This is a genomic window from Pseudomonas sp. GD03944 (assembly GCF_029839275.1).
Lineage (GTDB): Bacteria > Pseudomonadota > Gammaproteobacteria > Pseudomonadales > Pseudomonadaceae > Aquipseudomonas.
In genome coordinates this window covers 207,123-233,112 of record NZ_JAOCAH010000001.1, presented here as the reverse complement: position 1 = coordinate 233,112, position 25,990 = coordinate 207,123, and the positions used below count along the sequence as shown (strand labels likewise).

Annotated in this window: 28 protein-coding genes; 23 read left to right on the top strand and 5 right to left on the bottom strand. The window is 64.4% G+C overall.

What is annotated here, in order from left to right; translation table 11 throughout:
- The first annotated feature begins 61 nt into the window (after positions 1-61).
- The 3 genes from N5C28_RS01135 (at position 62) to sthA (ending at position 2,703) form a co-directional block, all read left to right on the top strand.
- Positions 62-985, top strand: coding sequence for an FAD:protein FMN transferase (locus N5C28_RS01135; RefSeq protein ID WP_279820308.1), 924 nt, complete (start codon positions 62-64; stop codon positions 983-985).
- Positions 982-1,212, top strand: coding sequence for a (Na+)-NQR maturation NqrM (gene nqrM, locus N5C28_RS01130; protein ID WP_279819143.1), 231 nt, complete (start codon positions 982-984; stop codon positions 1,210-1,212). The genes N5C28_RS01135 and nqrM overlap by 4 nt, the downstream gene beginning before the upstream one ends.
- A 96-nt stretch (positions 1,213-1,308) precedes the next feature.
- Entirely contained in the window at positions 1,309-2,703 is a 1,395-nt protein-coding gene (sthA, locus tag N5C28_RS01125) for a Si-specific NAD(P)(+) transhydrogenase (protein ID WP_279819141.1), read from the top strand.
- Positions 2,704-2,860: 157 nt separating this feature from the next.
- Here the strand turns inward: sthA and N5C28_RS01120 are convergent, their stop codons facing one another.
- Genes N5C28_RS01120 through N5C28_RS01110 form a run of 3 tightly spaced genes read right to left on the bottom strand, consistent with a single transcriptional unit; the run spans position 2,861 to position 4,460 of the window.
- Positions 2,861-3,580: a glycerophosphodiester phosphodiesterase gene (locus N5C28_RS01120; protein ID WP_279819139.1), complete on the bottom strand. Its 720-nt coding sequence runs from the start codon at positions 3,578-3,580 to the stop codon at positions 2,861-2,863.
- Complete coding sequence (locus N5C28_RS01115) at positions 3,577-3,879, bottom strand: phosphodiesterase (protein ID WP_279819136.1); 303 nt, start codon at positions 3,877-3,879, stop codon at positions 3,577-3,579. The genes N5C28_RS01120 and N5C28_RS01115 overlap by 4 nt, the downstream gene beginning before the upstream one ends.
- An 11-nt stretch (positions 3,880-3,890) precedes the next feature.
- Positions 3,891-4,460: a PilZ domain-containing protein gene (locus N5C28_RS01110; RefSeq protein ID WP_279819134.1), complete on the bottom strand. Its 570-nt coding sequence runs from the start codon at positions 4,458-4,460 to the stop codon at positions 3,891-3,893.
- A gap of 150 nt (positions 4,461-4,610) precedes the next feature.
- On the opposite strand from N5C28_RS01110, the gene N5C28_RS01105 reads away from it, so the two are divergent.
- From N5C28_RS01105 to murB, 11 genes are all read left to right on the top strand, one after another.
- The gene (locus tag N5C28_RS01105; protein ID WP_279819131.1) at positions 4,611-5,861 is read left to right on the top strand and encodes a lipoprotein-releasing ABC transporter permease subunit; all 1,251 of its coding nucleotides are present in this window, start codon (positions 4,611-4,613) and stop codon (positions 5,859-5,861) included.
- A gap of 7 nt (positions 5,862-5,868) precedes the next feature.
- Positions 5,869-6,552, top strand: coding sequence for a lipoprotein-releasing ABC transporter ATP-binding protein LolD (gene lolD, locus N5C28_RS01100; RefSeq protein WP_279820305.1), 684 nt, complete (start codon positions 5,869-5,871; stop codon positions 6,550-6,552).
- Complete coding sequence (locus N5C28_RS01095; protein WP_279819128.1) at positions 6,552-7,796, top strand: lipoprotein-releasing ABC transporter permease subunit; 1,245 nt, start codon at positions 6,552-6,554, stop codon at positions 7,794-7,796. The genes lolD and N5C28_RS01095 overlap by 1 nt, the downstream gene beginning before the upstream one ends.
- A 198-nt stretch (positions 7,797-7,994) precedes the next feature.
- Entirely contained in the window at positions 7,995-10,208 is a 2,214-nt protein-coding gene (locus N5C28_RS01090; RefSeq protein ID WP_279820302.1) for a DNA internalization-related competence protein ComEC/Rec2, read from the top strand.
- A gap of 72 nt (positions 10,209-10,280) precedes the next feature.
- Positions 10,281-10,937, top strand: a complete 657-nt coding sequence (locus N5C28_RS01085; protein WP_279819126.1) for a MotA/TolQ/ExbB proton channel family protein — start codon at positions 10,281-10,283, stop codon at positions 10,935-10,937.
- Entirely contained in the window at positions 10,934-11,362 is a 429-nt protein-coding gene (locus N5C28_RS01080; protein WP_279819124.1) for a biopolymer transporter ExbD, read from the top strand. Before N5C28_RS01085 ends, N5C28_RS01080 begins: the two co-directional genes overlap by 4 nt.
- Before the next feature lie 13 nt (positions 11,363-11,375).
- The gene (lpxK, locus tag N5C28_RS01075) at positions 11,376-12,380 is read left to right on the top strand and encodes a tetraacyldisaccharide 4'-kinase (protein ID WP_279819123.1); all 1,005 of its coding nucleotides are present in this window, start codon (positions 11,376-11,378) and stop codon (positions 12,378-12,380) included.
- Positions 12,381-12,429: 49 nt separating this feature from the next.
- Entirely contained in the window at positions 12,430-12,615 is a 186-nt protein-coding gene (locus tag N5C28_RS01070) for a Trm112 family protein (RefSeq protein ID WP_279819122.1), read from the top strand.
- Entirely contained in the window at positions 12,616-13,380 is a 765-nt protein-coding gene (gene kdsB, locus N5C28_RS01065; protein ID WP_279819121.1) for a 3-deoxy-manno-octulosonate cytidylyltransferase, read from the top strand. It begins immediately after the preceding gene.
- Positions 13,380-13,844, top strand: a complete 465-nt coding sequence (locus N5C28_RS01060; protein ID WP_279819118.1) for a low molecular weight phosphotyrosine protein phosphatase — start codon at positions 13,380-13,382, stop codon at positions 13,842-13,844. The genes kdsB and N5C28_RS01060 overlap by 1 nt, the downstream gene beginning before the upstream one ends.
- Positions 13,841-14,860 carry a UDP-N-acetylmuramate dehydrogenase gene (gene murB, locus N5C28_RS01055; protein ID WP_279819117.1) on the top strand — a complete coding sequence of 340 codons (1,020 nt, stop codon included), beginning with the start codon at positions 13,841-13,843 and terminating at the stop codon, positions 14,858-14,860. Before N5C28_RS01060 ends, murB begins: the two co-directional genes overlap by 4 nt.
- Before the next feature lie 190 nt (positions 14,861-15,050).
- Here murB and rne read toward each other — a convergent pair whose 3' ends face one another.
- Positions 15,051-18,065: a ribonuclease E gene (rne, locus tag N5C28_RS01050; protein ID WP_279819116.1), complete on the bottom strand. Its 3,015-nt coding sequence runs from the start codon at positions 18,063-18,065 to the stop codon at positions 15,051-15,053.
- 566 nt (positions 18,066-18,631) lie between these two features.
- On the opposite strand from rne, the gene rluC reads away from it, so the two are divergent.
- Genes rluC through N5C28_RS01035 form a run of 3 tightly spaced genes read left to right on the top strand, consistent with a single transcriptional unit; the run spans position 18,632 to position 21,240 of the window.
- Positions 18,632-19,585, top strand: a complete 954-nt coding sequence (rluC, locus tag N5C28_RS01045) for a 23S rRNA pseudouridine(955/2504/2580) synthase RluC (protein WP_279819113.1) — start codon at positions 18,632-18,634, stop codon at positions 19,583-19,585.
- Positions 19,578-20,270: an HAD-IA family hydrolase gene (locus N5C28_RS01040; RefSeq protein ID WP_279819111.1), complete on the top strand. Its 693-nt coding sequence runs from the start codon at positions 19,578-19,580 to the stop codon at positions 20,268-20,270. Before rluC ends, N5C28_RS01040 begins: the two co-directional genes overlap by 8 nt.
- Positions 20,260-21,240 (top strand): S49 family peptidase, encoded by a 981-nt coding sequence (locus tag N5C28_RS01035; protein ID WP_279819108.1) that lies wholly within the window; start codon positions 20,260-20,262, stop codon positions 21,238-21,240. Before N5C28_RS01040 ends, N5C28_RS01035 begins: the two co-directional genes overlap by 11 nt.
- 51 nt (positions 21,241-21,291) lie before the next feature.
- Here N5C28_RS01035 and N5C28_RS01030 read toward each other — a convergent pair whose 3' ends face one another.
- The gene (locus tag N5C28_RS01030; RefSeq protein ID WP_279819105.1) at positions 21,292-21,870 is read right to left on the bottom strand and encodes a Maf family protein; all 579 of its coding nucleotides are present in this window, start codon (positions 21,868-21,870) and stop codon (positions 21,292-21,294) included.
- A 108-nt stretch (positions 21,871-21,978) separates the two neighbouring features.
- Here N5C28_RS01030 and N5C28_RS01025 point away from each other — a divergent pair, with 108 nt between their 5' ends.
- The 6 genes from N5C28_RS01025 to acpP all read left to right on the top strand — a co-directional run bounded on the left by N5C28_RS01025 (position 21,979) and on the right by acpP (position 25,953).
- Entirely contained in the window at positions 21,979-22,506 is a 528-nt protein-coding gene (locus N5C28_RS01025; RefSeq protein WP_279819102.1) for a YceD family protein, read from the top strand.
- Between the two features lie 12 nt (positions 22,507-22,518).
- Complete coding sequence (gene rpmF / locus N5C28_RS01020) at positions 22,519-22,701, top strand: 50S ribosomal protein L32 (RefSeq protein WP_025167420.1); 183 nt, start codon at positions 22,519-22,521, stop codon at positions 22,699-22,701.
- A 3-nt stretch (positions 22,702-22,704) separates the two neighbouring features.
- A complete protein-coding gene (gene plsX / locus N5C28_RS01015; RefSeq protein WP_279819097.1) occupies positions 22,705-23,715 on the top strand; it encodes a phosphate acyltransferase PlsX in 1,011 nt (336 codons plus the stop codon).
- Positions 23,716-23,822: 107 nt separating this feature from the next.
- A complete protein-coding gene (fabD, locus tag N5C28_RS01010; RefSeq protein WP_279819094.1) occupies positions 23,823-24,761 on the top strand; it encodes an ACP S-malonyltransferase in 939 nt (312 codons plus the stop codon).
- Positions 24,762-24,776: 15 nt separating this feature from the next.
- Complete coding sequence (fabG, locus tag N5C28_RS01005) at positions 24,777-25,520, top strand: 3-oxoacyl-ACP reductase FabG (RefSeq protein WP_279819090.1); 744 nt, start codon at positions 24,777-24,779, stop codon at positions 25,518-25,520.
- 196 nt (positions 25,521-25,716) lie between these two features.
- Complete coding sequence (gene acpP, locus N5C28_RS01000; protein WP_003245177.1) at positions 25,717-25,953, top strand: acyl carrier protein; 237 nt, start codon at positions 25,717-25,719, stop codon at positions 25,951-25,953.
- Positions 25,954-25,990 lie beyond the last annotated feature (37 nt).

Genomic DNA, 25,990 nt, shown 5'->3' with positions numbered 1-25,990 from the left:
GTCGACAGCCTTAACGGGCTGCTGGTTTTCTGAGCGCATCGAAACGTTCGGCGGCCCGACCATGGGCAGCACCTATTCCGTGAAGTACGTTCGGACCGACGCGGTGGCGCCTGCGGCAGTGCTCAAGGCCGAGACCGAGGCCATACTGGCCGAGCTCGATGCCCAGGTATCGACCTATCGCCCCGACTCGCTGATCGAACGCTTCAACGAGGCGCCTGCGGGCACCTGTCAGCCCATGCCGCAAGGGGTACTGGATCTGGTCAGCGCCGGTGATCGGCTGCACCGCGAGAGCGAAGGGGCATTCGACCTGACCCTCGAACCGTTGCTCAACCTGTGGGGATTCGGCCCCAAGGCGAAGGGGGAAGCGGTACCGAGCGCCGATCAGTTGGCCGAGACGCTTCAGCGTATCGGTCAGCATCATCTGCGCATCGATGGACAGCGCCTGTGCAAGGATGCGGACGTCGAAGTGGATTTCAACAGTATCGCGGCCGGTTATGCGGTCGACCGCATCATCGATCGGCTCGGCGAGCTCGGGGTGCGGAGCTACCTGGTGGAAGCCACTGGCGAGTTGAAGGCTGCCGGTCTCAAGCCGGACGGCAGTCACTGGCGCATCGGGCTCGAAGCGCCACGGGCCGACCAGCGTGTCGCGCAGCGTATCGTGAAACTTGATGGCTACGGTATTTCCACATCCGGCGACTACCGCAACTATTTCGAAGAAAATGGTCATCGGTACTCCCATACCCTCAATCCGCTGACCGGATTGCCGGTGGACCACAGGCTCGCGGCCGTCACGGTGGCCGATCCATCGACCTTACGCGCCGATGGGTTGTCTACCCTATTGATGGTACTGGGGCCGGATGCGGGCATGGCGTTCGCCGAGCGTAACGCTATCGCGGCCTTTTTCGTGACGCGTGAGGGCGACGGTTTCGTCACACGCACGACTGCTGAATTCGAGCGGCTATTCGCCGCGGGAGATGAGCAATGACTTTCTTGGTGGTTTTTCTCGTCATGGTGCTGGTTGTCGGCATGATGGCGATCGGTGTGATCATGGGCCGCAAGCCGATTGCCGGCTCCTGCGGCGGTATCGCCAATCTCGGGATCGAGAAGGAATGCTCGATTTGCGGGGGCAGCCGGGAGAAGTGCGAAGAGGTCAATCGCGACAAGACCGATGCACCGAGCACCGACTTGGCTTACGACGCGAGCAAACGCTGATCGAGTCGGTATAGATTGACAGCCGGTACGCACCATTCGCGGCCGGCCCTGCCGAGGGTGCGCCACAAGCGCTCCGGCCTGATCTGAGGAGTAAACATGGCGGTCTACAACTACGATGTAGTGGTATTGGGCTCAGGCCCGGCGGGAGAGGGGGCTGCGATGAACGCGGCCAAGGCCGGGCGCAAGGTGGCAGTGGTCGACAGCCGCCGTGAGGTCGGGGGCAACTGCACCCACCTGGGGACCATCCCCTCCAAGGCACTGCGTCACTCGGTGCGGCAGATCATGCAGTTCAACACCAACCCGATGTTCCGCCAGATCGGCGAGCCGCGCTGGTTCTCCTTCCCCGATGTGCTCAAGAGCGCCGAGCGGGTGATCGCCAAGCAGGTGACCTCGCGCACCGGCTATTACGCCCGCAACCGCATCGACGTGTTCTGTGGCACCGGCAGCTTCGCCGACGAGCAGACCATCGAGGTGGTGTGCCCCAATGGCGTGGTGGAAACCCTGGTGGCCAAGCAGGTCATCATCGCCACCGGCTCGCGCCCGTATCGCCCGGCCGATATCGACTTCAACCACCCGCGTGTCTACGACAGCGACACCATCCTGACCCTCAGCCACACGCCGCGTCGCCTGATCATCTACGGCGCCGGGGTGATCGGCAGCGAATACGCCTCGATCTTCAGCGGCCTGGGCGTGCTGGTCGACCTGATCGACAACCGCGACCAGTTGCTCAGCTTCCTCGATTCGGAAATCTCCGACGCCCTGAGCTACCACCTGCGCACCAACAACGTGCTGATTCGTCACAACGAGGAGTACGAGCGCATCGAAGGCCTGGACAACGGGGTGATCCTGCACCTGAAGTCCGGCAAGAAGATCAAGGCGGACGCGCTGCTGTGGTGCAACGGGCGTACCGGCAACACCGACAAGCTGGGCCTGGAAAACATCGGCATCAAGGTCAACAGCCGGGGCCAGGTGCAGGTCGACGAGCACTACCGCACCGAGGTCGCCAATATCTATGCCGCCGGTGACGTGATCGGCTGGCCGAGCCTGGCCAGTGCCGCGGCCGACCAGGGCCGTTCGGCCGCCGGCAGCATTGTCGACAACGGCAGCTGGCGCGTCGTCGATGACATCCCGACCGGTATCTACACCATTCCGGAGATCAGCTCGATCGGCAAGAACGAGCACGAGCTGACCATGGCCAAGGTGCCTTACGAAGTGGGCAAGGCCTTCTTCAAGAGCATGGCCCGTGCGCAGATCTCCCACGAACCGGTGGGCATGCTGAAGATTCTCTTCCACCGTGAAACCCTGGAAGTGCTCGGCGTGCACTGCTTCGGCTACCAGGCTTCGGAGATCGTGCACATCGGTCAGGCGATCATGAACCAGAAGGGCGAGGCGAATACCCTCAAGTATTTCGTCAACACCACCTTCAACTACCCGACCATGGCCGAGGCCTATCGGGTGGCCGCGTTCGACGGTCTCAACCGGCTTTTTTGAGCGGCTCCGACCGGTGGCCTGAGCCGGTCGGGGAGGACCCGTTCAGCAACTCCCGCGACTGGCGCTGGCCTAACCGGGAGAGTTTCTGACCAGGCGCGACGCAGTAACGAAAAACCGGCCCATGGGGCCGGTTTTTTTATTGCGCGGTTTTCGCGGGTCAGGGCTGCAGAGTTGCCACCGCCAGGCCGGGGAAGTCAGTGATGATACTGTCGGCGCCGAAGTCGGCCAGGCGGCGCATCAGCGCGGGCTCGTTGACGGTCCAGACCGACACATGCAGCCCTTCCTTCTGCGCCTTGAGCAGGCGTTCGGGGGTGCACAGCGTCCAGTTCAGTGCGAGCAGGTCGCAGCCGTAGTGCCGCGCCACCTTGATCGGGTCGAGCCAGGCGTATTCGGCCACCAGCCCACGGGACAGGTGCGGCGTGTGGCGCTGCAGGGCGCTGAGCACTTCGCGGGAGCTGGAGGTCACGGTGATCTTGTCGGTGATGCCGTGGCGTTCGGTCAGCGCGGCGATGGCTTCGACCGTGCGCGCGGCGCGAACCTTCGAGGCGCTCTTGACCTCGAGCTGCCAGTGCTCGAAATCGCAACGTTCGAACAGTTCGTCCAGGCGCGGGATGGGGCAGGGCGCCTTCCAGCCGGGGCCACCCTTGCGGGCGTCATAGCCCACCAGGTCGGCGGCATCGTGTTCGACCACCTTGCCGCGGTGGCCCGTGGTGCGTTTGAGCGTCGGGTCGTGGATGACCATCAGGTCGCCGTCGCGCGACAGGTGCAGGTCCAGCTCGCAGCGGCGCACGCCATGTTCCAGGCAGCGCTGAAAGCTGGTCAGGGTGTTTTCCGGTGCTTCGCCTTTGGCGCCTCGATGGCCATAGATCTGGGTCACGGTTGCTCCTTGCTGGGCGTCACTGCGCGTGGCTGGTGATGGCGCACGCTGTTGATCACATGGTCGTATTCGAAATACACGCTGAAGTCGCGGTAGTCCCAGCGGGTAATGGGCGGCTGCCCGACGGCGGGGTGCTCCTGGTCGGCCAGCCCGTGGCGCTCGAGCACCGCGCGGCGCGATTCGCCCAGACGCGGCAAGTCCTGGAGGTCGGCACCTTGCTGGCCGACGGGAATCTGCAGGGTGTCGGCGGTGGCGTACAGCGGCAGGAGCAGGGCGAGTAGCGGCAAGAGGCGTGGCATGGCGGTTCCCATCAGTTTTCTCGGGCCTGGCGACGTTCCAGGGCCTGGCGCTGAAGGATATGCCGCGCCAGCAGTTGCCGCTGTGCGTCGGTCAACGCTTCGAACGCCGCGCCGATGTCGAACTGCTGATCGGGGCGAGTGCGGCAGTGGATGACCTTGGCGCGCAGCAGCAGGCCGAGGGCCTGGGGCATGAGCACCATCTTGATCGCCAGGTGGGTGCCGACCGCGACCTGTTGCGGGCTGTTGAAGCTGACCCCGCCTTCGGACAGGCTCACGCGTTTGGGCGGGCCGATATCGCGCAGCAGGCTCTGGGCGACCGCCTGGCCGAGCAGGTCGATGCGCTTGTTCATGACTTTCAGGTAGTTGGCCAGCGTGCGGTCGCGTTCGCTGATATGCCGCAGCAGGTGCTGCGACTCGAAGTCCATCAGGTGCAGGTCGCTGAGCAGGTTGAACAGCGGGGAGCTGTCCTGGAGTTCATCACTGGCAAGCGCTTCGGCGCTGGACAAGGGGGTGAAATCCAGTGCGATCGTATCGTCGATACGATAGTATTCGCGGCGGTCATCTTCATCGTGAGTCGACATGGCGAACCCAGGGCTGCGGTGATGGTCTGAGTGTATCAGGCCGTCGAAACGCGTAGCGAGAGTCTGGCTCTGTCGTTTTTGGCGGCCTTGACGGTCGCTTGCCTGGCGCCACCACACGGACGTTCCTTTCCCCCTCGAACCAGCCTCGATATGTTCAGACCTCTGTTTGTTTACATCGGCATGCGCTACACGCGTGCCAAACGCCGCAACCACTTCGTGTCATTCATTTCCCTGACCTCGATGATCGGCCTGGCCCTGGGGGTGCTGGTGATGATCCTGGTGCTGTCGGTGATGAATGGCTTCGACCATGAGATGCGCACCCGCGTGCTGGGCATGGTGCCCCATGCCACGATCGAGAGCCCGACGCCGATCAAGGATTGGCGGGCCCTGGGTGATGAAGCGCTGAAACACCCGCAAGTCGTGGCCGTGGCCCCGTTCAGCCAGATGCAGGGGCTGTTGACCAACGACGGCAAGGTGCAGAAGGTTTTGATCAACGCCGTCGACCCCGCGGAAGAAGCCAAGGTGTCGATCATCGGCGACTTCTTCCAGCAGGGCAGCTTGCAGGCCCTGCAACCCCGCGAGTTCGGCATCGTCATGGGCGACAAGGCCGCGGCCAAGCTCGGCGTTGGCATTGGTGACAAGGTGACCTTCGTCGCACCCGAGGTCACCGTGACCCCGGCGGGCATGTTCCCGCGCCTCAAGCGGTTCACCGTGGTCGGCATCTTCCACGTGGGCGCTGGCGAGATCGACGGTTTCCTGGCCATGGCCCACGTCCAGGACCTGGCTCGCCTGCAGCGCTGGCAGGGTGATCAGGTGCAGGGTATCCGCCTCAAGTTCGATGACCTGTTCCAGGCACCGCGTACTGCCTGGGAACTGGCGCAGACCCTGGGCGACCGCGAGTACCACGCCCGCGATTGGACCCGTACCCACGGCAACCTGTACCAGGCGATCCGCATGGAAAAAGCCATGATCGGCCTGCTCCTGCTGCTGATCGTCGCGGTGGCCGCGTTCAACATCATTTCCACGCTGGTGATGGTGGTCACCGACAAGAAGGGCGACATCGCGATCCTGCGCACCCTGGGGGCCACGCCGCGCCAGATCATGGCGATCTTCATGGTCCAGGGCACCGTGATCGGCGTGTTCGGCACGGCCATCGGCGCGTGCCTGGGCATCCTGGCGGCCCTCAATATCAGCGCCATGATCGCGGCGCTGGAGAGCGTGCTGGGCATCAAATTCCTCAATGCCGACGTCTATTTCATCGATTACCTGCCGTCGCAACTGATGTGGGCCGACGTCCTGCAAGTCTGCGGCGCGGCCCTGGTCCTGAGTTTCCTCGCCACTCTTTATCCGGCCTGGCGCGCGGCGCGCACCCAGCCCGCGGAGGCACTGCGTTATGAGTAAGCAAACCCTGCACGATGGCGCCGTCCTGAGCTGCCGCAACCTGGGCAAGAGTTACGACGAAGGCCCGCAGTCGGTGGTCGTGCTGGACAGCCTGGAGCTGGAGCTGCACCCCGGTGAGCGGGTCGCCATCGTCGGCAGTTCCGGCTCGGGCAAGAGTACCCTGCTGAACATGCTGGGCGGCCTCGACACCCCGAGCACCGGCAGTGTGTGGCTGGCGGGCGAGGAGCTGTCGGCGCTCAACGAGAAACAGCGCGGTCTGCTGCGCAACCGCGCGCTGGGCTTCGTCTACCAGTTTCACCACCTGCTGCCGGAGTTCACCGCACTGGAGAACGTGTGCATGCCGCTGCTGATCGGCAAGACCCCGATCAGCGAGGCCCGCCAGCGCGCCACCGCGCTGCTGGAGCGTGTCGGACTGGGCCATCGCCTGGCGCACAAGCCGGCGGAGCTGTCCGGTGGCGAGCGTCAGCGCGTGGCCATCGCCCGGGCGCTGGTCAACCAGCCGGGCCTGGTGCTACTGGATGAACCGACCGGTAACCTCGACCACCACACCGCCCAGGGCATTCAGGACCTGATGAAGGAGCTGAGCAGCGCCTCGCAGACCGCGTTCCTGGTGGTGACCCACGACCTGGAGCTGGCGCAGAAGATGGACCGCGTGCTGCGCCTGGAAGACGGCAAGCTGGTGGCCGCCTGATGTTCCGTCCCCTCAGCATCTTCATCGGCACGCGGTATACGCGGGCCAAGCGACGCAACCATTACATTTCCTTCATCTCCCTGACCTCGATGATCGGTCTGTCCCTGGGCGTGCTGGCGATGATCGTGGTGCTGTCGGTGATGAACGGTTTCCAGAAGGAAATGAGTTCGCGCATCCTCGGTATGGTGCCCCATGCCAGCATCAGCGGGATGAAGCCCCTGGATGACTGGAAGGTCGTCGCCGAGGCCGCACTCAAGCACCCGCAAGTCGTGGCGGCCGCGCCCTTCGCCGAGCTGGAGGGCATGCTGTCCTACCGCGGCGGCATGCAGCCGATCCAGTTGCAGGGCGTCGACCCGGCGCTGGAATCGCAGGTCTCGATCATCGACCAGCACATGGTGCAGGGCAGCCTCAGCGACTTGCGCGAAGGCGAGTTCGGGGTGGTGATCGGCGAGATTACGGCCCGGCGTTTCCAACTGAAGCTGGGTGACAAGCTGGCGCTGATCGTGCCGGAGCTGAGCTCCGTGCCGGGTGGCATCACGCCGCGCATGCAGCGCATCAACGTGGTGGGCATCTTCAAGGTGGGCGCCGAACTCGACAGCTCCCTGGCCCTGCTCAACGTCGCCGACGCCGCGCACATCCAGCGCATGCAGCCCGGCCAGGTGGCCAGCGTACGGTTGAAACTGAAGGACCTCTACCAGGCACCGCAGGTGTCGGCGGCGGTGGCAGCCGACCTGGGCGAGGGCTACCGCGCCAGTGACTGGACCCTGACCCAGGGCAGCCTGTTCAGCGCGATGAAGATGGAGAAGACCATGATCGGCCTGCTCCTGCTGCTGATCGTCGCCGTGGCGGCCTTCAACATCATCGCCACCCTGATCATGGTGGTGTCCGATAAGGGCGCGGACATCGCCATCCTGCGGACTCTGGGGGCCACGCCCGGCCAGATCATGGGGGTCTTCATGGTGCAGGGTACGGTCATCGGCCTGATCGGCACCGCCGTCGGCGGCGTCCTCGGCGTGCTGGCAGCGCTGAACGTCAGTCAACTGGTGGGCTGGATCGAGCGCCTCAGCGGCCAGCAGGTGCTGAGTTCGGATGTCTACTTCATCAGCAACCTGCCTTCCGACCTGCAGGGCATGGACGTGCTGTTGATCTGCAGCGCGGCCCTGAGCCTGAGCTTCCTGGCCACGCTGTACCCGTCCTGGCGGGCGTCGCGCATCCAGCCGGCCGAGGCCCTGCGCTACGAGTGATGGGCGCATGACGACCACAAAAGCCGCTACCCCGTAGCGGCTTTTTCGTTTCAGCGGGACGCGCACCCCGTCGCGTTCCCGTTTGCGCTGCGCCATCGGTTGCGCTTAGGGTGAACGGGCGCTGCCGATACCATCGGCGTTTCGCTATCTCGACGGGCTCCCAGGGACGGGAGCCGGGAGCATGACATGCGTACAGGGATGTTCGCGTTCGTGGCAGGCCTGCTCCTGCTGCGTTTCCTGCCGGCGTTGCCGCCGGCCTGGGTGCTGTGGCTGATGCCGGTGCTCGGGCTGATGCTGCTGCCGTTTCGTGTCTACCCGCTGGCCCTGTTTCTGTTTGGCCTGACCTGGGCCTCTTTCTCCGCCCAGTCGGCCCTGGATGACCGCCTGGCTCCGGCGCTGGACGGGCGCACGCTCTGGGTGCAGGGCACGGTGGTGGGGTTGCCGGATACCCGCGACGGGCTGGTTCGTTTTCAACTGGAGGGCGCGACATCGCGGCGCGCCAGCCTGCCCAATACCCTGCGCCTGACTTGGTACGGCGGGCCGTCGCTACGGGGTGGCGAGACCTGGCGGCTGGTCGTGCGCTTGAAGCGCCCCCATGGCCTGGTCAATCCCCAGTCGTTCGATTACGAGGCCTGGCTACTGGCGCGTCGGCTCGGTGCAACCGGTACGGTGAAAAGTGGCGAGCGCCTTCACGAGGCGCGGGGCGGCGGCGCCTGGCGCGATGCCCTGCGGCAGCAGGTGCTGGCGACGCCCGCCCACGGCCGTGAAGGGGCGATCGCGGCGCTGGTGCTGGGCGATGGCTCGGGGTTGTCGGTGGCCGACTGGCGGGTGCTGCAGGACACCGGGACGGTGCACCTGCTGGTCATTTCCGGGCAGCACATCAGCCTGGTGGCCGGTCTGATCTATGGCCTGATCGCCGGGCTGGCGCGCCTCGGGTGGTGGCCGCGGGCCTTGCCCTGGCTGCCCTGGGCCTGCGCGGTGGCCTTCAGCGGGGCGCTGGGCTATGGCTTCCTGGCCGGCTTCGAGGTGCCGGTACGGCGGGCTTGCGTGATGGTCGGCATGGTCCTGCTGTGGCGCTGGCGCTTCCTGCATCTGGGGGTGTGGCTGCCGTTCATGCTGGCCATGGCCTTCGTGCTGGTCCTGGAACCCCTGGCAAGCCTGCAGCCCGGGTTCTGGCTGTCCTTCGGTTCGGTGGCCCTGCTGGTGCTGATCTTCGGTGGTCGCCTGGGCGTGTGGCCCTGGTGGCGGTCGCTGGGGCGAGCGCAATGGGCGATGGCGGTCGGCCTGTTGCCGTTCATGCTGGCCCTTGGGCTTCCGGTGAGCATGAGTGGCCCGTTGGCCAACCTGATCGCCGTGCCGTGGGTGGGCATCCTGGTGGTGCCCATCGCCTTGCTCGGGGTGATGCTGCTGCCGGTGCCCTGGGTCGGTGCAGGCCTGTTATGGCTGGCGGGGCTGTTGCTGGAGTGGCTGTTTCTGTTGCTCGCGGTCATCGCCACCTGGCTGGCCGCCTGGCTGCCGGCCGCGCTGCCCTTGTGGGCCTGGCTGTCGATCGGCGCCGGGGCACTGCTGTTGCTGTTGCCGTCGGGAGTGCCGCTGCGCAGCCTGGGCTGGGTCTTCCTGTTGCCACTGCTGTACCTGCCGCCGCAGCGGCCACCCGTCGGGCAGGCCGAGGTCACGGTACTGGATGTGGGGCAGGGGCTGGCCGTGGTGCTGCGCACGCACCGTCATGCGTTGCTCTATGACGCCGGTGCGCGGTTCGGCGATTTCGACATGGGCGAGCGCGTGGTGCTGCCGTCCGTGCGCGCCCTGGGCGTCGGTGCACTGGACCTGATGCTGATCAGCCATGCCGACAATGACCACGCGGGCGGTGCCGAGGCAATCGTGCGCGGGATGCCGGTGGCCGAGGTCTGGAGCGGGGAGGCCCATGCCTTGCCCGGTACGCTGGACGCCCGGGGCTGCCGGTCCGGTCACCAGTGGCAATGGGACGACGTACGCTTCAGCACCTGGCAGTGGAATGCTGCCCGGGACGGCAACCAAGCCTCCTGTGTGTTGCTGGTCGATGCCAACGGCGAGCGCCTGCTGCTGACCGGCGATATCGACCGCCATGCCGAACGGGCCCTGGTCGAAAGCGGTTTGCCGGTGCGCGCCGAGTGGCTGCTGGCGCCGCACCATGGCAGTCGCACGTCGTCCTCGGCGCCGTTCCTGCAGGCGGTGGCGCCCCGGGCGGCCCTGATCTCCCGCAGCCGGCACAATGCCTTTGGCCATCCGGCGCCGCAGGTGGTGGCACGTTACGAGGCCGTTTCCGCGCGCCTGTACGACACCGCGATACTGGGGGCTGTGCGGGTAAACCTGGGTGCCTGGGAAAGCGGACGGTGGTTCCGTGAACAGCGCCGCTTTTGGCGGGAAAAATGAGAACGGTGACGGTCGGCGTTGCACCCACCCTATGCTAGAGTGGCGCCACTTTTGCGAAGGGGATTTGCCACCGTGTGGGAACTGGTCAAAGCTGGCGGCTGGGTAATGCTGCCGATCATTCTGTGTTCAATCGCCGCCCTCGGCATCATCGTCGAGCGCCTCTGGACCCTGCGTCCGAGCCGTGTGACCCCGGCCAACCTGCTGGCCCAGGTCTGGCGCTGGATCAAGGACAAGCAACTCAATAATCAGAAGCTCAAGGAACTGCGTGCCCATTCACCACTGGGCGAGATCCTGGCCGCCGGTCTGGTGAACTCCAAGCATGGCCGCGAGGTGATGAAGGAGTGTATCCAGGAAGCCGCCGCCCGTGTCGTGCACGAGATGGAACGCTACCTCAACGCCCTGGGTACCATCGCCGGTATCGCGCCGCTGCTCGGCCTGCTGGGTACGGTGATTGCGATGATCGACATCTTCAGCTCGTTCATGGGCGGCAGCATGGCCAACCCGGGGCTGCTCGCCGGCGGTATCGCCAAGGCCCTGATCACCACCGCTTCGGGCCTGATCGTGGCGATTCCCGCGTTGTTCTTCCACCGTTTCCTGCTGCGCCGTATCGACGAGCTGGTGGTGGGTATGGAGCAGGAAGCAATCAAGCTGGTCGAGATGGTGCAGGGCGAGCGCGAGGTCGACCTGGTCGATGATGCCCAGCCGGCCAAGGGGAGCAAGAAGGCGTGAAGTTCAAACGTGGACGTCGCGAAAATGTCGAGATCAACCTCGCTTCGCTGATCGACGTGGTGTTCATCCTGCTGCTGTTCTTCGTGGTAACCACTACCTTCACGCGGGAAACCCGCATGCAGGTCGACCTGCCGGAGGCGGCCACTGGCACGCCGCCGGAGCAGACCGAACTGACGCAGCTGGAAGTGCTGATCGCCGCCGATGGCAGCTATGCGCTCAATGGCCAGAAACTGCTGAACAGCAACCTGGACAGCCTGATCGCAGCCCTGCAGAAAGAGTCCGGTGGCGACAACAGCCTGCCGCTGACCATCAGCGCCGACGCCAAGACGCCGCACCAGGCGGTGGTGACCGCCATGGACGCGGCCGGCAAGCTGGGCTTCGCACACCTGCGCATCACCACCGTCGAGGCGCAGGCCGCGCCTTGAGGGGCTTGCACCGATGAGCCTGGGCGAGCGCCTGGTCGCGGCCTGGTACACCGGGCACCCGGCCCTGGGGCTGTTGCGACCGCTGGAATGGCTGTACCGCACGGTGGCGCAACGCCGCCGTGCGCGGTTCCTGGCGGGTGAAGGCGAGATCTACCGTGCACCGGTGCCTGTGGTGGTGGTGGGTAACATCACCGTCGGCGGGACCGGCAAGACCCCCCTCATTCTCTGGTTGATCGAATACTGCCGTCAGCGTGGCCTTCGGGTTGGCGTGGTCAGCCGCGGCTACGGCGCCAAGCCGCCGCAATTGCCCTGGCGCGTACGTGCCGATCAGGCAGCGAGCGAGGCGGGGGACGAGCCCCTGCTGATCGTGCAGCGCAGCGGCGTGCCACTGGTGATCGACCCCGACCGCGGCCGCGCCGTGCGGGCCTTGCTGGCCGAGGAAGCGCTCGACCTGATCCTCAGCGATGACGGCCTGCAGCATTACCGCCTGGCTCGTGACCTGGAGCTGGTGCTGATCGACGCGGCTCGGGGCCTGGGCAACGAACGTTGCCTGCCCGCCGGGCCGCTGCGTGAGCCGGTGGAGCGCCTGCAGCAGGCTGACGCGCTGCTGTACAACGGCGCGCTCGGTGATCCGGCGCAGGGCTACGGTTTCGGTTTGCGCCCCCGCGAGCTGGTCAACCTGCGCAGCGGCGAACGTCGGCCGCTGGACCACTTTCCGCCCGGTCAGCGCATGCATGCGGTGGCCGGCATCGGCAACCCCCAGCGTTTCTTCGCCACGCTCGAGGCGCTACACTGGCAGCCTGTTCCGCACGCCTTCGCCGACCACGCGCACTACAGCGCCGAGCTGCTGTCTTTCAGCCCGTCGCTGCCGTTGCTGATGACGGAAAAGGACGCGGTGAAATGCCGGGCATTCGCCGGTGACGACTGGTGGTACCTGGCCGTGGATGCCGAGCCTTCCCCGGCGTTCGTCGCCTGGTTCGACGAGCGCCTGGCCGGTTTGCTGCCAACCGCCCGCTAGTGCTGCGGCGCCCAGCGCCCGTGCTCCTGCTTTCTACCAAGGATCTCCCATGGACCCGAAACTACTCGACATTCTGGCCTGCCCGCTGTGCAAGGGCCCGCTCAAGCTCGCCGCCGACAAATCCGAACTGGTCTGCAAGGCCGACGCCCTGGCCTTTCCCGTGCGCGATGGGATTCCGGTGATGCTGGAAAGCGAAGCCCGCACCCTCAATGTCGACGAGCGCCTGGACAAGTAAATGACCCACGCTTTTACCGTTGTGATCCCGGCGCGCTTCGCCTCCAGCCGCTTGCCCGGCAAGCCGCTGCAGGACATCGCCGGCAAACCGATGATCCAGCACGTCTGGGAGCAGGCCCGCAAGAGCAGCGCCCAGCGGGTGGTGGTGGCCACGGACGATGCGCGGATCGTCGAGGCCTGCCAGGCCTTCGGCGCCGATGTGCTGCTGACCCGCGTCGACCATAACTCCGGCACTGACCGCCTGGCGGAGGTCGCGGCTGCCCTCGGCCTGCCGGCGGATGCGATCGTGGTCAACGTGCAGGGCGATGAGCCGCTGATCCCGGCATCGATCATTGACCAGGTGGCTGCCAACCTGGCCGCCAATCCCCAGGCCGATATCGCCACGCTCGCCGAGCCGATCGAAGACGTGACGGCGCTGTTCAATCCCAACGTGGTCAAGGTAGTGGCGGACAAGTCCGGCCTGGCCCTGACCTTCAGCCGCGCCCCGCTGGCCTGGGCCCGCGATGCGTTCGCCGTCAGCCGCGACACGCTGCCAGACGGCGTGCCCTATCGCCGCCATATCGGCATCTACGCCTACCGGGCGGGCTTTCTCCATGACTTCGTTGCCTGGGGCCCGTGCTGGCTGGAAAACACCGAATGCCTGGAGCAATTGCGCGCGCTGTGGAATGGCGTGCGTATCCATGTGGCGGACGCGCTCGAAGCGCCGCCTGCCGGTGTCGATACGCCGGAAGACCTGGAGCGGGTGCGTCGCCTGCTGGGGGCCTGATGAAGGTTCTGTTCGTTTGCCTGGGCAACATCTGCCGCTCGCCCACTGCCGAGGGCGTGTTTCGCCACAAGCTGCAGCAGGCGGGCCTCGCCGACCTGATCGAGGTGGACTCGGCGGGTACCGGCGACTGGCATGTCGGCAAGGCGCCGGATACCCGCACGCGCCTGGCTGCCCAGCGCCGGGGCTACGACCTGTCCGCCTTGCGCGCACGCCAGGTGACGGCCGAAGACTTCGCCCGCTACGACCTCGTCCTGGCCATGGACAACAGCAACCTGCTGCACCTGGGGGCGTTGCGTCCGGTGGACAGTCTGGGGGAACTGGATCTGTTCCTGCGGCGCTACCAGTTGGCGCTCGACGATGTGCCTGATCCCTATTACGGCGGTGAGGAAGGTTTCGAGCACGTGCTGGACCTGATCGAGCAGGCCTGTGACGGCCTGCTGGCCGAACTCAAGGGGCGGCTATGACGATCCAGGTGCGGGAGGGCGTTTCGCTCAAGGCCTACAACAGCTTCGGTGTCGATGTCGCCGCTCGCTGGTTCGTCGAGGCGCACGACGACGAGCAGGTGCGCCAATCCCTGGCTTACGCGGCCGAGCGGGATCTGCCGGTCACCTTGCTGGGCGGAGGCAGCAACCTGCTGCTGACGGCGGATGTCGAGTCACTGGTGCTGCGCCTGGCCGCTCGCGGTATTCGCGTGCTGAGCGATGATGGCGACTGTGCCGTGATCGAGGCCGAGGCCGGTGAGCCCTGGCATCCCTTCGTGCAATGGACCCTGCAGCAGGGGCTCGTTGGCCTGGAAAACCTCAGCCTGATTCCCGGTACCGTCGGCGCGGCCCCTGTGCAGAATATCGGTGCCTATGGCGTGGAGCTCAAGGACTGCTTTGACGGCCTGACCGCGCTGGATCGCCGCAGCGGTGCCCTGCGTGAATTCGCCCGTGACGACTGCGCTTTCGCTTACCGTGACAGCCTGTTCAAGCAGGAGCTGGATCGTTGGGTGATTCTGCGGGTGCGTTTTGCCTTGCGGCGCAGCGCCCCCTTGCACCTGGACTACGGCCCTGTGCGTCAGCGCCTGCAGGAGCAGGGCAGCGAGCCGCCGACGGCGCTGGATGTCAGCCGGGCCATCTGCGCCATCCGCAGCGAAAAACTGCCGGATCCGGCGGTGCTGGGTAACGCCGGAAGCTTTTTCAAGAATCCCCTGGTGCCGGCCGAGCAGGCGGCGGCCTTGCGTGTGGAGCACGCCGATCTGGTGGCGTATCCGCAGGCCGATGGCCAGGTGAAACTGGCTGCCGGCTGGCTGATCGAGCGGGCGGGGTGGAAAGGCTTTCGCGAAGGGGATGCCGGCGTGCATCGCTTGCAGGCCCTGGTGCTGGTGAATTACGGCCAGGCCAGTGGGCAGCAGCTGTTGGCGCTCGCACAGCGCATCCAGGCCGATATCGCGCAGCGTTTTGGCGTGGCGCTGGAGATCGAGCCCAACGTCTTGTAACGCGACGCGCTGCCGGTCTGGCTGAACCTGAACGCCCGATGCCTGTGCATCGGGCGTTTTTGCATGGGGAGACCTGTGGGACCCGCCTTCCAAGCGCGGGACGGGGAGGTGGAGGCCGCGTCAGACAAAATGGCAGGCAAAGAAAAAGGGGATGCCAGATGGCATCCCCTTTTTTCATGACGGGTCAGCGTCAGACGAGCGGCTTGGCCGCGTCTTCGTCTTTCTTCTGCTCCGCTTCCGAGGTGACGACCTCGTCCTGAGTCACCACTTCGTCCGGGGCGCTGGTTGGCGCTTCGGTCACTGCTGGCACTTCGGGTTCGCTGACGACTTCGGCCACAGGCGCTGCCTCTGTCACCGGCTCAGCCTCGACAGCGGCCACCGGAGCGGCTGCTTGTGCTTCTGCCGCTTCGCGAGCCAGGCGCTCTTCTTCGCGCTTGCGACGACGTACTTCGCGTGGGTCGTTCGGAGCACGGCCGTTTTCGGTCAGGACCGCCGGCGCTTCGACAGCCGGGGCTGCCTCAGGTGCTGGCTCGACGACCGGGGTTTCAACAACGGCTTCGACCTGCGGTTCGGCGACAGGCTCTGCAACCACTTCCGGGACCACTGCCACTTCGACTTCCGGTGCAGCCTGCTCGGCGATCGGTGCGGCCTGCGGCGCAGGGGCAACGACGTCGACGACCGGCTCGCTGACCGCTTCGACAACCGGTGTGGTGTCGTCGGCAGCCAGGGGCAGGGCGGTTTCGGCTACTGCTACGGCCTCGGTTTGCACCGGTGCCTGCTCAGGCGCTGCTTCGCTGCTGGCTTCAACGGCGACCACCGCTGCAGTCGCGGCGGCAACGGCTGCGGTCGGCTCAACCGAAGCTTCCTCAGCGGTTTCTTCAGCACCTTCGATCAGGTTGCCGTTGGCATCACGCTGACGTTCGCGGCGGTTGCTGCGACGGCGCTGGCCACGGGAGCGACGGCGTGGGCGATCGCCGCCTTCGGCGCCGTCCTGCTCGTCATCCTGCACCTGCTCTTCGCTGTTCAGTACTTCTTCATCCGCGGCGGCTGCGGCGCGTTCTGCACGTGGTTGACGCTCTTCACGCGGCTGGCGAGGCTGACGCGGCTCGCGCTGCGGGCGCTCGGCAACGGCTTCTTCGCCTTCTACGGCCTCTGGAGCATCCAGCGGGGCGCGCAGTTCGCGTGGTGGGCGCTGCTCGTCACGCGGACGACGCTCGCGGCGGTTTTCCTGGCCTTCACGCGGCTCGCGCGGCGGACGGGACTGACGGACTTCCTGCGGCTCGCGCACTTCGACGCCTTCGCGAGGCTGGCGCTCTTCACGCGGGGCACGAGGCTGGCGCTCTTCGCGTGGGGCGCGTTCTTCACGCGGTGCACGCTCTTCGCGAGGTTTGCGTTCTTCATCGCGACGACCGCCACGGTTGCGGTTCTGCTGGCGACCGTTACGGCGCTCATCACCGCTGCGCGGTTGGCGCTCGCTCTTCTTCTCGATGACGACCGGCTTTTCTTCTTCCTTGCTGGCGAACAGGCTGACCAGCGATTTGACCAGGCCCTTGAACAGGCTTGGCTCGGTGCTGGCGACCGGTGCGGCAGGGGCTTCGGGGGTCGGGGCAGGACGAGGCGGGGCCGCCTTGATGGCTGCTTCCTGGCGAACCAGGGTGCGGGTGGCGCTGGCCTGCTTCTCTTCTTCCACCTCGGCGGTGGCCATTTCGTAGCTGGACTGCGACGTCTGGGCTTCCGGGCTATCGTCACGCAGGCGCTGCACTTCGAAGTGCGGCGTTTCCAGGTGATCGTTCGGCAGGATCACGATGCGCGCACGGGTGCGCAGTTCGATCTTGGTGATCGAGTTGCGCTTCTCGTTGAGCAGGAAGGCGGCGACCGGGATTGGCACCTGGGCACGCACTTCGGCGGTGCGGTCCTTCAGGGCTTCTTCTTCGATCAGGCGCAGGATGGCCAGCGACAGGGATTCGACGTCACGGATGATGCCTTGACCGTTGCAGCGCGGGCAGACGATGCCGCTGCTCTCGCCCAGGGAAGGACGCAGGCGCTGACGGGACATTTCCAGCAGGCCGAAGCGTGAAATGCGGCCGACCTGTACGCGGGCACGGTCGGCTTCCAGGCATTCGCGGACTTTTTCTTCCACGGCGCGCTGGTTCTTGGCAGGCGTCATGTCGATGAAGTCGATGACGATCAGGCCGCCGATGTCGCGCAGGCGCAGCTGGCGGGCGATCTCTTCGGCTGCTTCGAGGTTGGTCTGCAGGGCAGTTTCCTCGATGTCGCTGCCTTTGGTCGCACGGGCCGAGTTGATGTCGATGGACACCAGCGCTTCGGTCGGGTCGATGAAGATGGAACCACCGGACGGCAGTTTCACTTCGCGCTGGAAGGCGGTTTCGATCTGGCTTTCGATCTGGAAGCGGTTGAAGAGCGGAACGCTGTCTTCGTACAGCTTGATCTTGCTGGCGTACTGCGGCATGACCTGGCGGATGAAGCTCAGGGCTTCTTCCTGGGCTTCGACGCTGTCGACCAGTACTTCGCCGATGTCCTGACGCAGGTAGTCACGGATGGCGCGGATGATGACGTTGCTTTCCTGGTAGATCAGGAAGGGAGCGGGGCGCTCCTGGGAAGCGTCCTTGATGGCGCTCCACAGTTGCAGCAGGTAGTCGAGGTCCCACTGCATTTCTTCGCTGGAGCGACCCAGGCCGGCGGTGCGAACGATCAGGCCCATGTCGACCGGCGCGTTCAGGCCGTTCAGCGCTTCACGCAGTTCGTTGCGCTCTTCGCCTTCGATGCGGCGGGAGATGCCACCGGCACGCGGGTTGTTCGGCATCAGGACCAGGTAACGGCCGGCCAGGCTGATGAAGGTGGTCAGGGCTGCGCCCTTGTTGCCACGCTCTTCTTTCTCGACCTGGACGATGACTTCCTGGCCTTCCTTGAGCACGTCCTTGATGTTGACGCGGCCCTCGGGAGCCTTGCTGAAGTATTCGCGGGAAATTTCTTTGAGGGGGAGGAAGCCGTGGCGTTCGGAGCCGAAGTCGACGAAGGCGGCTTCGAGGCTGGGTTCGACGCGCGTGATGCGGCCTTTGTAGATGTTGGCTTTTTTCTGCTCGCGGGCACCCGATTCGATGTCCAGGTCGTACAGGCGTTGGCCGTCGACCAGAGCAACACGCAACTCTTCGGGTTGAGTTGCGTTAATCAGCATTCTTTTCATGTAGTACCGTCGGTTTCCGGTGCTGACGGAAACGGCGTTCGGCACACACGACTCTCAGGGTCGGTGTCAGGCGCGTCAGAAACGGTCGTAAATCGTTTCATTGTCGAGCGACGGTCAGCCAGTTGGGCTGGGTCGCGACGGACGTCTCCTGCTTGCTGTTGTGACAGAAAGCACTAGTCAGGAGGAGGAATCAGCTACCGGTAGCGGACGGGATAAAGCGTCTTGGATAAAGCCATGTGCTACGCAGACCGGCAGTTGTACGTCTCCACCCTACACGTATCGCTGAAAATCGGGTGCCGCTCGCAGAATCTGCAGCGGGTTGGCATTACCGCAACCGTCCAAAGGGGATGGTCGCGCATCATTGCTCAAGGCTTTATTTCCGAGTCGTTCGCGGCCTTGTGCGGCGTCGGACCCGTCGGACGGCCTGACGTCCTGAAAGGGTTGCGTTGGTAGGGGATGGCAGTTTTGGCGATCATCCGCAAACCAGGCCGCTTTTGGCGGCGTTCGCGACTATAGCAGCAATGATTAAGTGCTTCAATTCCATAAAAAATTGTTATGATTGCCGGATGACGAATCCTGCCCCTCCAACCTCCGGCGTCCAGCTGCTCGAGGTTGCTCCGGAACTTGCCGGCCAACGTATCGATAATTTTCTGCGCGCCCAGCTCAAGGGTGTGCCCAAGACCTTGATTTATCGCATTTTGCGCAAGGGCGAAGTGCGCGTGAACAAGGGGCGGATCAAGCCTGAGTACAAGCTTCAGGCGGGCGATGTCGTGCGCGTACCGCCGCTGCGCCTGGCCGAGCGCGACGAGCCCGAGCCGCTGGCCCAGGGGCTGTTGCAGCGCCTGGAAGCGGCGATCGTCTATGAAGATAAGGCGCTGATCGTGCTGAACAAGCCGGCCGGTATTGCCGTGCACGGCGGTAGTGGCCTGAATTACGGCGTGATCGAGGCGTTTCGCCAGTTGCGGCCCGATGCCAAGGACCTGGAGCTGGTGCATCGCCTCGATCGCGATACGTCCGGGCTGCTGATGATCGCCAAGAAGCGCAGCATGCTGCGTCATCTGCACGAAGCCCTGCGCGGTGATGGCGTCGACAAGCGCTACATGGCGCTGGTGCGTGGCCATTGGGCGACGGCCAAAAAGCAGGTCAGCGCGCCGCTGCTCAAGAGCAACCTGCGTTCCGGTGAGCGCATGGTCGAAGTGAACAGCGACGGCAAAGAGGCCTTGACCGTGTTCAGGGTGCTGCGCCGCTTCGGTGAGTTTGCCACCCTGGTCGAGGCCAAGCCGGTTACCGGGCGCACCCACCAGATTCGCGTGCACACCCAGTACGCCGGGCACTGCATTGCGGGCGACAGCAAGTACGGTGACGACGACTTCACCCGCGAGATTCGCGAACTGGGTGGCAAGCGTCTGTTCCTGCATGCGTATGAGCTGCATGTGCCGCTGCCGGAAGGCGGCGTGCTGAAGCTCGAGGCACCGGTCGATGAAATGTGGGCGCGGACCCTGGAGCGTCTGAGTGCGTGACTACGAGCTGCTGATCTTCGATTGGGATGGCACGTTGGTCGATTCCATCGGTCGTATCGTGGCAGCGATGCACGCAGCGACGGATCAGTGCGGTCTTGAGCGCTGCAGCGACGAGGCGGTCAAGGGCATCATCGGTCTTGCCCTGCCCGAGGCGATCGCGGTGCTGTACCCAGCGTTGGTACTCGAGCAGGCGGAGCGCCTGCGCCTCCGTTACAGCGAGTGCTACGTGGCCCTGGATCAGCAGCCGTCGCCGCTGTTTCCGGGCGTGGAGCACGGGCTGCTTGCGTTGCGTGAGCAGGGCTATCGCCTGGCGGTGGCGACCGGCAAGACCCGTCGCGGTCTGCAGCGCATCCTGGACGCATTGGGTTGGCAGGATTTTTTCGATGTCACGCGTTGTGCGGATGAAACGGCCAGCAAGCCCGATCCGCGCATGCTGCACGAAATTCTGCAGCATTGCGGCGTCACGGCTGAGCGGGCGCTGATGGTGGGCGATGCGTCGTTCGATCTGGTGATGGCGCAGCGTGCCGGTATGGATGCGGTGGCAGTGGGATATGGCGCGCAGACGCTGGCGGCGTTGAGCGTGCATGATCCCAAGTTGTCGGTGAGCGATTTCATGCAATTGAGTGCCTGGTTGGCCAGAGCGCCGGCCGAGCCACGAATCGAGGTGGTAGAGCATGTGGGGTGAGAAGAAAGCGCCAGTGGTGGCTGAGAGCGATCAGAAGAGCTGGAAACTGCTCGAGAAAACCCTGCTGGCCAGTGTTCATGAGCAGCGGCGGTCGCGTCGCTGGGGCATTTTTTTCAAGCTGCTGACCTTCGTCTACCTGTTTGGCGCCCTCGCCATGTTCTCGCCACTGTTCGATGCGAAGAAAAGTGGCATGAGCGGTACGTCGCACACGGCGTTGGTCGAGGTGCGCGGCATGATCGCGGACAAGGAAGCCGCCAGCGCCGACAATATTGTCGGCAGCCTGCGGGCTGCGTTCGAGGATACCGGTACCAAGGCTGTCATCCTGCGCATCAACAGCCCGGGTGGAAGCCCGGTGCAGTCCGGCTATATATATGACGAGATCCGTCGTTTGCGTGCCGAATACCCGGACACCAAGGTGTATGCGGTGATCAGCGATCTTGGGGCGTCCGGCGCCTACTACATCGCCAGCGCTGCGGATGAGATCTACGCCGACAAGGCCAGCCTGGTGGGTTCGATTGGCGTGACCGCCGCCGGCTTCGGTTTCGTGGGGGTCATGGAGAAGCTGGGTGTGGACCGTCGTGTCTATACCTCGGGTGAGCACAAGGCTTTCCTCGACCCGTTCCAGCCGCAGAAGGAAGACGAAGCGCTGTTCTGGAAAAGCGTCCTGGAAACCACGCACCGGCAGTTCATCGACAGCGTCAAGAAAGGGCGCGGCGATCGCTTGAAGGATGCCGAGCATCCGGAGCTGTTTTCCGGTCTGGTGTGGTCCGGTGAGCAGGCGCTCGAGCTGGGCCTGGTCGATGCGCTGGGCAGTACCAGCTATGTGGCGCGTGAAGTGATTGGCGTGAAGGAAATGGTCGACTTCACCGTGCAGGAGTCGCCGCTCGATCGTTTCGCCAAGCGCTTCGGTGCTGGCGTGGCCGAGAACCTGGCGCTGTGGATGGGCTTCCAGGGGCCGTCCCTGCGTTAACCCGCTCTGTGCTGAAAAAGCCCGGCAATGCCGGGCTTTTTCATGTCCGGCTCAGGGGATCTGCACGCCGCTGGCGTGCAGCATGTCGACCAGGCGGATCAGGGGCAGCCCGATCAGGCTGTTGGCGTCGCTGCCTTCCGTGCTGCGGAAAAGACTGATGCCCAGGCCTTCGGCCTTGAAGCTGCCGGCGCAGTCGTAAGGTTGCTCCGCCTCCAGGTAGCGGGTGATCTGGGCGCTGTCCAGGGTGCGAAAATGCACGGTGAACGGAATGCAGTCCACCTGGCAGTGCCCGGTGCGGGTGTCCAGCAGCGCAAGTCCGGTCAGGAATGTGACGCTGTTGCCGCTGGCGGCGAGCAGCTGGGCGTGGGCGCGTTCGAAGGTGTGCGGCTTGCCGAGCACCTCATCTCCCAGTACGGCAACCTGGTCCGAGCCGATGATCAGGTGGCCGGGGTGGGCGGCGGCCAGGGCCTGGGCTTTTTCCCTGGCCAGGCGCTGTACCAGGTCGCCTGGGTGTTCGCCGGGGGCTCGGCTTTCATCTATATCCGGGCTGTTCCAGGTGAAGGGGAGGCGCAGGCGGCCCAGTAGTTCGCGTCGGTAAGGGGAGCTGGAAGCGAGCAGAAGGGGCGGCATGTCGATCTCCTTGCAGGGGAAGGGCGCGATTCTAGCCGTCGGACAACATGCTGGACAGGCTGAATTTCCTTTGACAGCAGAGGGGCGCATCCCTAGAATGCGGCGCCTATGTCGAATGGCCCGATTCCACCTCACGTTGATCCGCGCAAGTTAGCTGATCGCGGCGTTACCCTAGAAGGGGCGTTGCTGCTGGCTGATCTGCCGCGACTATGCGACCCGCTTGCCGATAACCACGGCAATGTGCGCGCGAAGTTTACCTTCGAGCGTGACGAGCGCAACGCTGTGGTTATCCACAGCGAGCTTGAGGTTGAGGTCAAGATGGTTTGCCAGCGTTGTCTGGAACTGGTCGCTCTGCCGATCCAAAGCGCATGTGATTACGCTGTGGTGAAAGAAGGTGCGAATACCCAGTCTGTGCCGAAAGGCTATGACGTGCTGGAGTTGGGTGAAGATCCATTGGATCTGTTGGCACTTGTCGAGGACGAGCTGTTGCTCGCCTTGCCGATCGTGCCGGCACATGACCCTGAAGATTGCCAGCAACCGGCCGGCCTAGAAGAGCCAGCGCCGGATGAGGACGAGGTAACGCGGTCCAACCCGTTCAGTGTATTGGCACAGTTAAAGCGTGACCCAAACGTTTAGGAGTTAATGAGTATGGCTGTTCAGCAGAACAAAAAATCCCGTTCCGCCCGCGACATGCGTCGTTCGCACGACGCCCTCGAGGGTAACGCACTGTCCGTTGAGAAGAGCACCGGTGAAGTTCACCTGCGCCACCACGTATCTCCGGAAGGCGTTTACCGTGGTCGCAAAGTGATCGACAAGGGCGCTGACGAGTAATCCTTGTCCGCTCCGATCATCGCGATTGACGCAATGGGTGGGGACTTCGGTCCCCGCTGCATTGTTCCAGCCAGCGTCGCCTGTCTGGCCGAATACCCCTCGCTGCACTTGGTCCTCGTCGGCCAATCCTCCCTTATCGAAGAAGCCATCGCCCAGTTTCCTGGCGTCGATCGTGCGCGCCTGCGCGTCGTTCATGCTGACGAAGTGGTTGCCATGGACGAGCGTCCGGCCCAGGCCTTGCGTGGCAAGCCCGACTCCTCCATGCGTGTCGCGCTGGAGTTGCTGCGCGGCGGCGAGGTGCAGGCCTGCGTCAGTGCCGGCAATACCGGGGCGCTGATGGCGCTGTCGCGGTACGTGCTGAAAACCCTCCCGGGGATCGATCGCCCGGCCATGGTCACGGCGATTCCTACCCAGGCCGGGCGCTGCCACTTGCTCGATCTCGGGGCGAACGTCGATTGCAGTGCCGAGCATCTCTACCAGTTCGCGCTGATGGGCGCGGTGGCTGCCGAAGCCCTGGGTGTTCGTCGTCCGCGTATCGCGCTGCTCAATGTCGGCACCGAGGACATCAAGGGCAATCAGCAGGTCAAGCTGGCTGCCAGCCTGCTGCAGCAGGCGCCTGGCTTGAACTACATTGGCTTCGTCGAGGGGGATGGCCTGTACCGGGGCGAAGCGGATGTGGTGGTCTGCGATGGTTTCGTAGGCAACATCGTGCTCAAGTCCAGTGAGGGCCTGGCGACGATGATCGCCGCGCGTATCCAGGCATTGTTCCGCGAGGGCGCCATGTCGCGTCTGGTGGGGCTGCTGGCCATGCCGCTGCTGAAGCGCCTGCAGGCCGAGCTGGCGCCGGCGCAGCACAATGGGGCCAGTTTTCTGGGCTTGCAGGGCATTGTGGTAAAAAGCCATGGTGCGGCGGGGCCGGAGGATTTTCAGAGCGCGATTCGCCGAGCATTGACGGAGATCGAAGAGAATCTGCCGCAGCGTTTGCACGGACGGCTCGAAGATCTGTTGCTTTAGGATGTGACCGCGACTGACAGGCTGTCATCCAACTGTCAGTTTGTTGCGCTTGGCTATGCCAGGCGTCAATTTTCCCGACGATAAGACCATTAAGGGACCTCTCCAATATGTCTGCATCCCTCGCATTCGTCTTCCCAGGCCAAGGCTCGCAGTCGCTGTCGATGCTGGCCGAGCATGGTGCGCAGCAGCCTGTGGTACGCGACACCTTCGCCGAAGCCTCCGCTGCGCTTGGCTATGACCTCTGGGCGCTGACCCAGCAGGGGCCGGAAGAGCAGCTCAATCAGACTGACAAGACCCAGCCCGCCATCCTCACCGCTTCTATCGCCTTGTGGCGTCTGTGGCTGGCCGAGGGCGGCGCCCGCCCGGCATTCGTCGCCGGCCACAGCCTGGGTGAATACTCGGCGCTGGTCGCCGCTGGCAGCCTGCCTTTTGCCGATGCGGTAAAGCTCGTGGAGCGTCGCGGTCAGCTGATGCAGCAGGCTGTTCCTGCGGGTCAGGGCGGTATGGCGGCGATCCTCGGTCTGGAAGACGCCGATGTGCTGGCGGCCTGCGCCGAAGCGGCCCAGGGTGAAGTCGTCAGCGCCGTGAATTTCAACGCACCGGGCCAGGTGGTCATCGCTGGCGGTGCGGCGGCTGTCGCCCGCGCCGTCGAGGCCTGCAAGGCGCGCGGTGCCAAGCGCGCCATGCCGTTGCCGGTCAGCGTGCCATCCCATTGCGACCTGATGCGTCCGGCGGCCGAGCGTTTCGCTGAGTCCGTCGAAGCCATTGCCTGGCAGGCGCCGCAGATTCCGCTGGTGCAGAACGTGTCCGCGGCTGTCGTAGCTGACCTCGATGCGCTCAAGCGTGACCTGCTGGCTCAGCTGTACAGCCCCGTGCGCTGGGTGGAGTCGATGGTCTGCCTGGCAGAGCAGGGCGTGACCGACCTGGTCGAATGTGGTCCGGGTAAAGTGCTGTCCGGCCTCAACAAACGCTGCGTCAAAGGCATCAACACCCACAATCTGGATACCCCTGACGCCTTTGCCGCCGCCCGCGCGGCCCTGGCCTGATTTAGGAGCGCGAACATGAGCTTGAAAGGTAAAGTTGCACTGGTAACCGGTGCGAGCCGCGGCATTGGCCAGGCCATCGCCCTGGAACTGGGCCGCCAGGGTGCGACCGTCATCGGTACCGCCACGTCGGAGTCGGGCGCCGAGCGCATCACCGAAACCCTCAAGGCCAATGGCGTCGAAGGCCGTGGCCTGATGCTGGATGTCAGCAGCGATGAGTCGGTCACCAGCGTCCTCGAACACATCCAGCAACACGTTGGTCAGCCGCTGATTCTGGTCAACAACGCCGGCATCACCCGTGACAACCTCATGCTGCGCATGAAGGACGACGAGTGGTTCGACGTGATCAACACCAACCTCAACAGCCTGTACCGTTTGTCCAAGGCTGTGCTGCGCGGGATGACCAAAGCGCGTTACGGGCGCATCATCAACATCGGTTCGGTGGTGGGTGCCATGGGCAACGCCGGGCAGGTGAACTACGCGGCGGCGAAGGCCGGTCTGGAAGGTTTCGGCCGTGCGCTGGCGCGTGAAGTCGGCTCCCGGGCAATCACCGTGAACGCCGTTGCACCGGGCTTCATCGACACCGACATGACCCGTGAATTGCCAGAAGCGCAGCGTGAAGCGCTGCTGACCCAGATTCCGCTGGGCCGTCTGGGGCAGGCCGAAGAGATCGCAAACGTGGTCGCTTTCCTCGCTTCCGATGGCGCAGCCTACGTCACAGGCGCTACTATCCCTGTGAATGGCGGAATGTATATGAGCTGAATGTGACGTATGCCTTCAGAAAACTGTCATAGGTGCTGTCTAAAATCCGTTATAAAGCTGCAACAGGTTTATAGACAGATCGTTGAAGTGTTCCTGGGGGCATCCCGGCATTCAGCTTGAAATGCTAAAAACCCTTTCTATACACTTGGCCGCAGACCAGCTGCCTGGATTTGTCCAATAGGAGTGAAAACAAGGTATGAGCACCATCGAAGAACGCGTCAAGAAAATCGTTGCCGAGCAACTTGGCGTTAAAGAAGAGGAAGTAACCAACAGCGCTTCCTTCGTCGAAGACCTGGGTGCCGACTCTCTTGACACCGTTGAGCTGGTGATGGCTCTCGAAGAAGAATTCGAGACCGAGATCCCGGACGAGCAAGCCGAGAAGATCACCACTGTTCAGGAAGCCATCGATTACGTTACTGCGCACGCGCAATAACTCGATCGTCGGTTACCGACTTGGAAAAGCCGCACGC

Bases quoted from the DNA above. Each gene is read 5' to 3' on its own strand.
- rpmF (WP_025167420.1), top strand. From the start codon at position 22,519: ATGGCTGTTCAGCAGAACAAAAAATCCCGTTCCGCCCGCGACATGCGT.
- N5C28_RS01105 (WP_279819131.1), top strand. From the start codon at position 4,611: ATGTTCAGACCTCTGTTTGTTTACATCGGCATGCGCTACACGCGTGCC.
- rne (WP_279819116.1), bottom strand. From the start codon at position 18,065: ATGAAAAGAATGCTGATTAACGCAACTCAACCCGAAGAGTTGCGTGTT.
- acpP (WP_003245177.1), top strand. From the start codon at position 25,717: ATGAGCACCATCGAAGAACGCGTCAAGAAAATCGTTGCCGAGCAACTT.
- murB (WP_279819117.1), top strand. From the start codon at position 13,841: ATGACGATCCAGGTGCGGGAGGGCGTTTCGCTCAAGGCCTACAACAGC.
- fabG (WP_279819090.1), top strand. From the start codon at position 24,777: ATGAGCTTGAAAGGTAAAGTTGCACTGGTAACCGGTGCGAGCCGCGGC.
- kdsB (WP_279819121.1), top strand. From the start codon at position 12,616: ATGACCCACGCTTTTACCGTTGTGATCCCGGCGCGCTTCGCCTCCAGC.
- N5C28_RS01110 (WP_279819134.1), bottom strand. From the start codon at position 4,460: ATGTCGACTCACGATGAAGATGACCGCCGCGAATACTATCGTATCGAC.
- nqrM (WP_279819143.1), top strand. From the start codon at position 982: ATGACTTTCTTGGTGGTTTTTCTCGTCATGGTGCTGGTTGTCGGCATG.
- rluC (WP_279819113.1), top strand. From the start codon at position 18,632: ATGACGAATCCTGCCCCTCCAACCTCCGGCGTCCAGCTGCTCGAGGTT.
- fabD (WP_279819094.1), top strand. From the start codon at position 23,823: ATGTCTGCATCCCTCGCATTCGTCTTCCCAGGCCAAGGCTCGCAGTCG.
- N5C28_RS01115 (WP_279819136.1), bottom strand. From the start codon at position 3,879: ATGCCACGCCTCTTGCCGCTACTCGCCCTGCTCCTGCCGCTGTACGCC.
- N5C28_RS01060 (WP_279819118.1), top strand. From the start codon at position 13,380: ATGAAGGTTCTGTTCGTTTGCCTGGGCAACATCTGCCGCTCGCCCACT.
- N5C28_RS01090 (WP_279820302.1), top strand. From the start codon at position 7,995: ATGTTCGCGTTCGTGGCAGGCCTGCTCCTGCTGCGTTTCCTGCCGGCG.
- lpxK (WP_279819123.1), top strand. From the start codon at position 11,376: ATGAGCCTGGGCGAGCGCCTGGTCGCGGCCTGGTACACCGGGCACCCG.
- sthA (WP_279819141.1), top strand. From the start codon at position 1,309: ATGGCGGTCTACAACTACGATGTAGTGGTATTGGGCTCAGGCCCGGCG.
- N5C28_RS01135 (WP_279820308.1), top strand. From the start codon at position 62: ATGGGCAGCACCTATTCCGTGAAGTACGTTCGGACCGACGCGGTGGCG.
- N5C28_RS01025 (WP_279819102.1), top strand. From the start codon at position 21,979: ATGTCGAATGGCCCGATTCCACCTCACGTTGATCCGCGCAAGTTAGCT.
- N5C28_RS01030 (WP_279819105.1), bottom strand. From the start codon at position 21,870: ATGCCGCCCCTTCTGCTCGCTTCCAGCTCCCCTTACCGACGCGAACTA.
- N5C28_RS01035 (WP_279819108.1), top strand. From the start codon at position 20,260: ATGTGGGGTGAGAAGAAAGCGCCAGTGGTGGCTGAGAGCGATCAGAAG.
- N5C28_RS01070 (WP_279819122.1), top strand. From the start codon at position 12,430: ATGGACCCGAAACTACTCGACATTCTGGCCTGCCCGCTGTGCAAGGGC.
- N5C28_RS01095 (WP_279819128.1), top strand. From the start codon at position 6,552: ATGTTCCGTCCCCTCAGCATCTTCATCGGCACGCGGTATACGCGGGCC.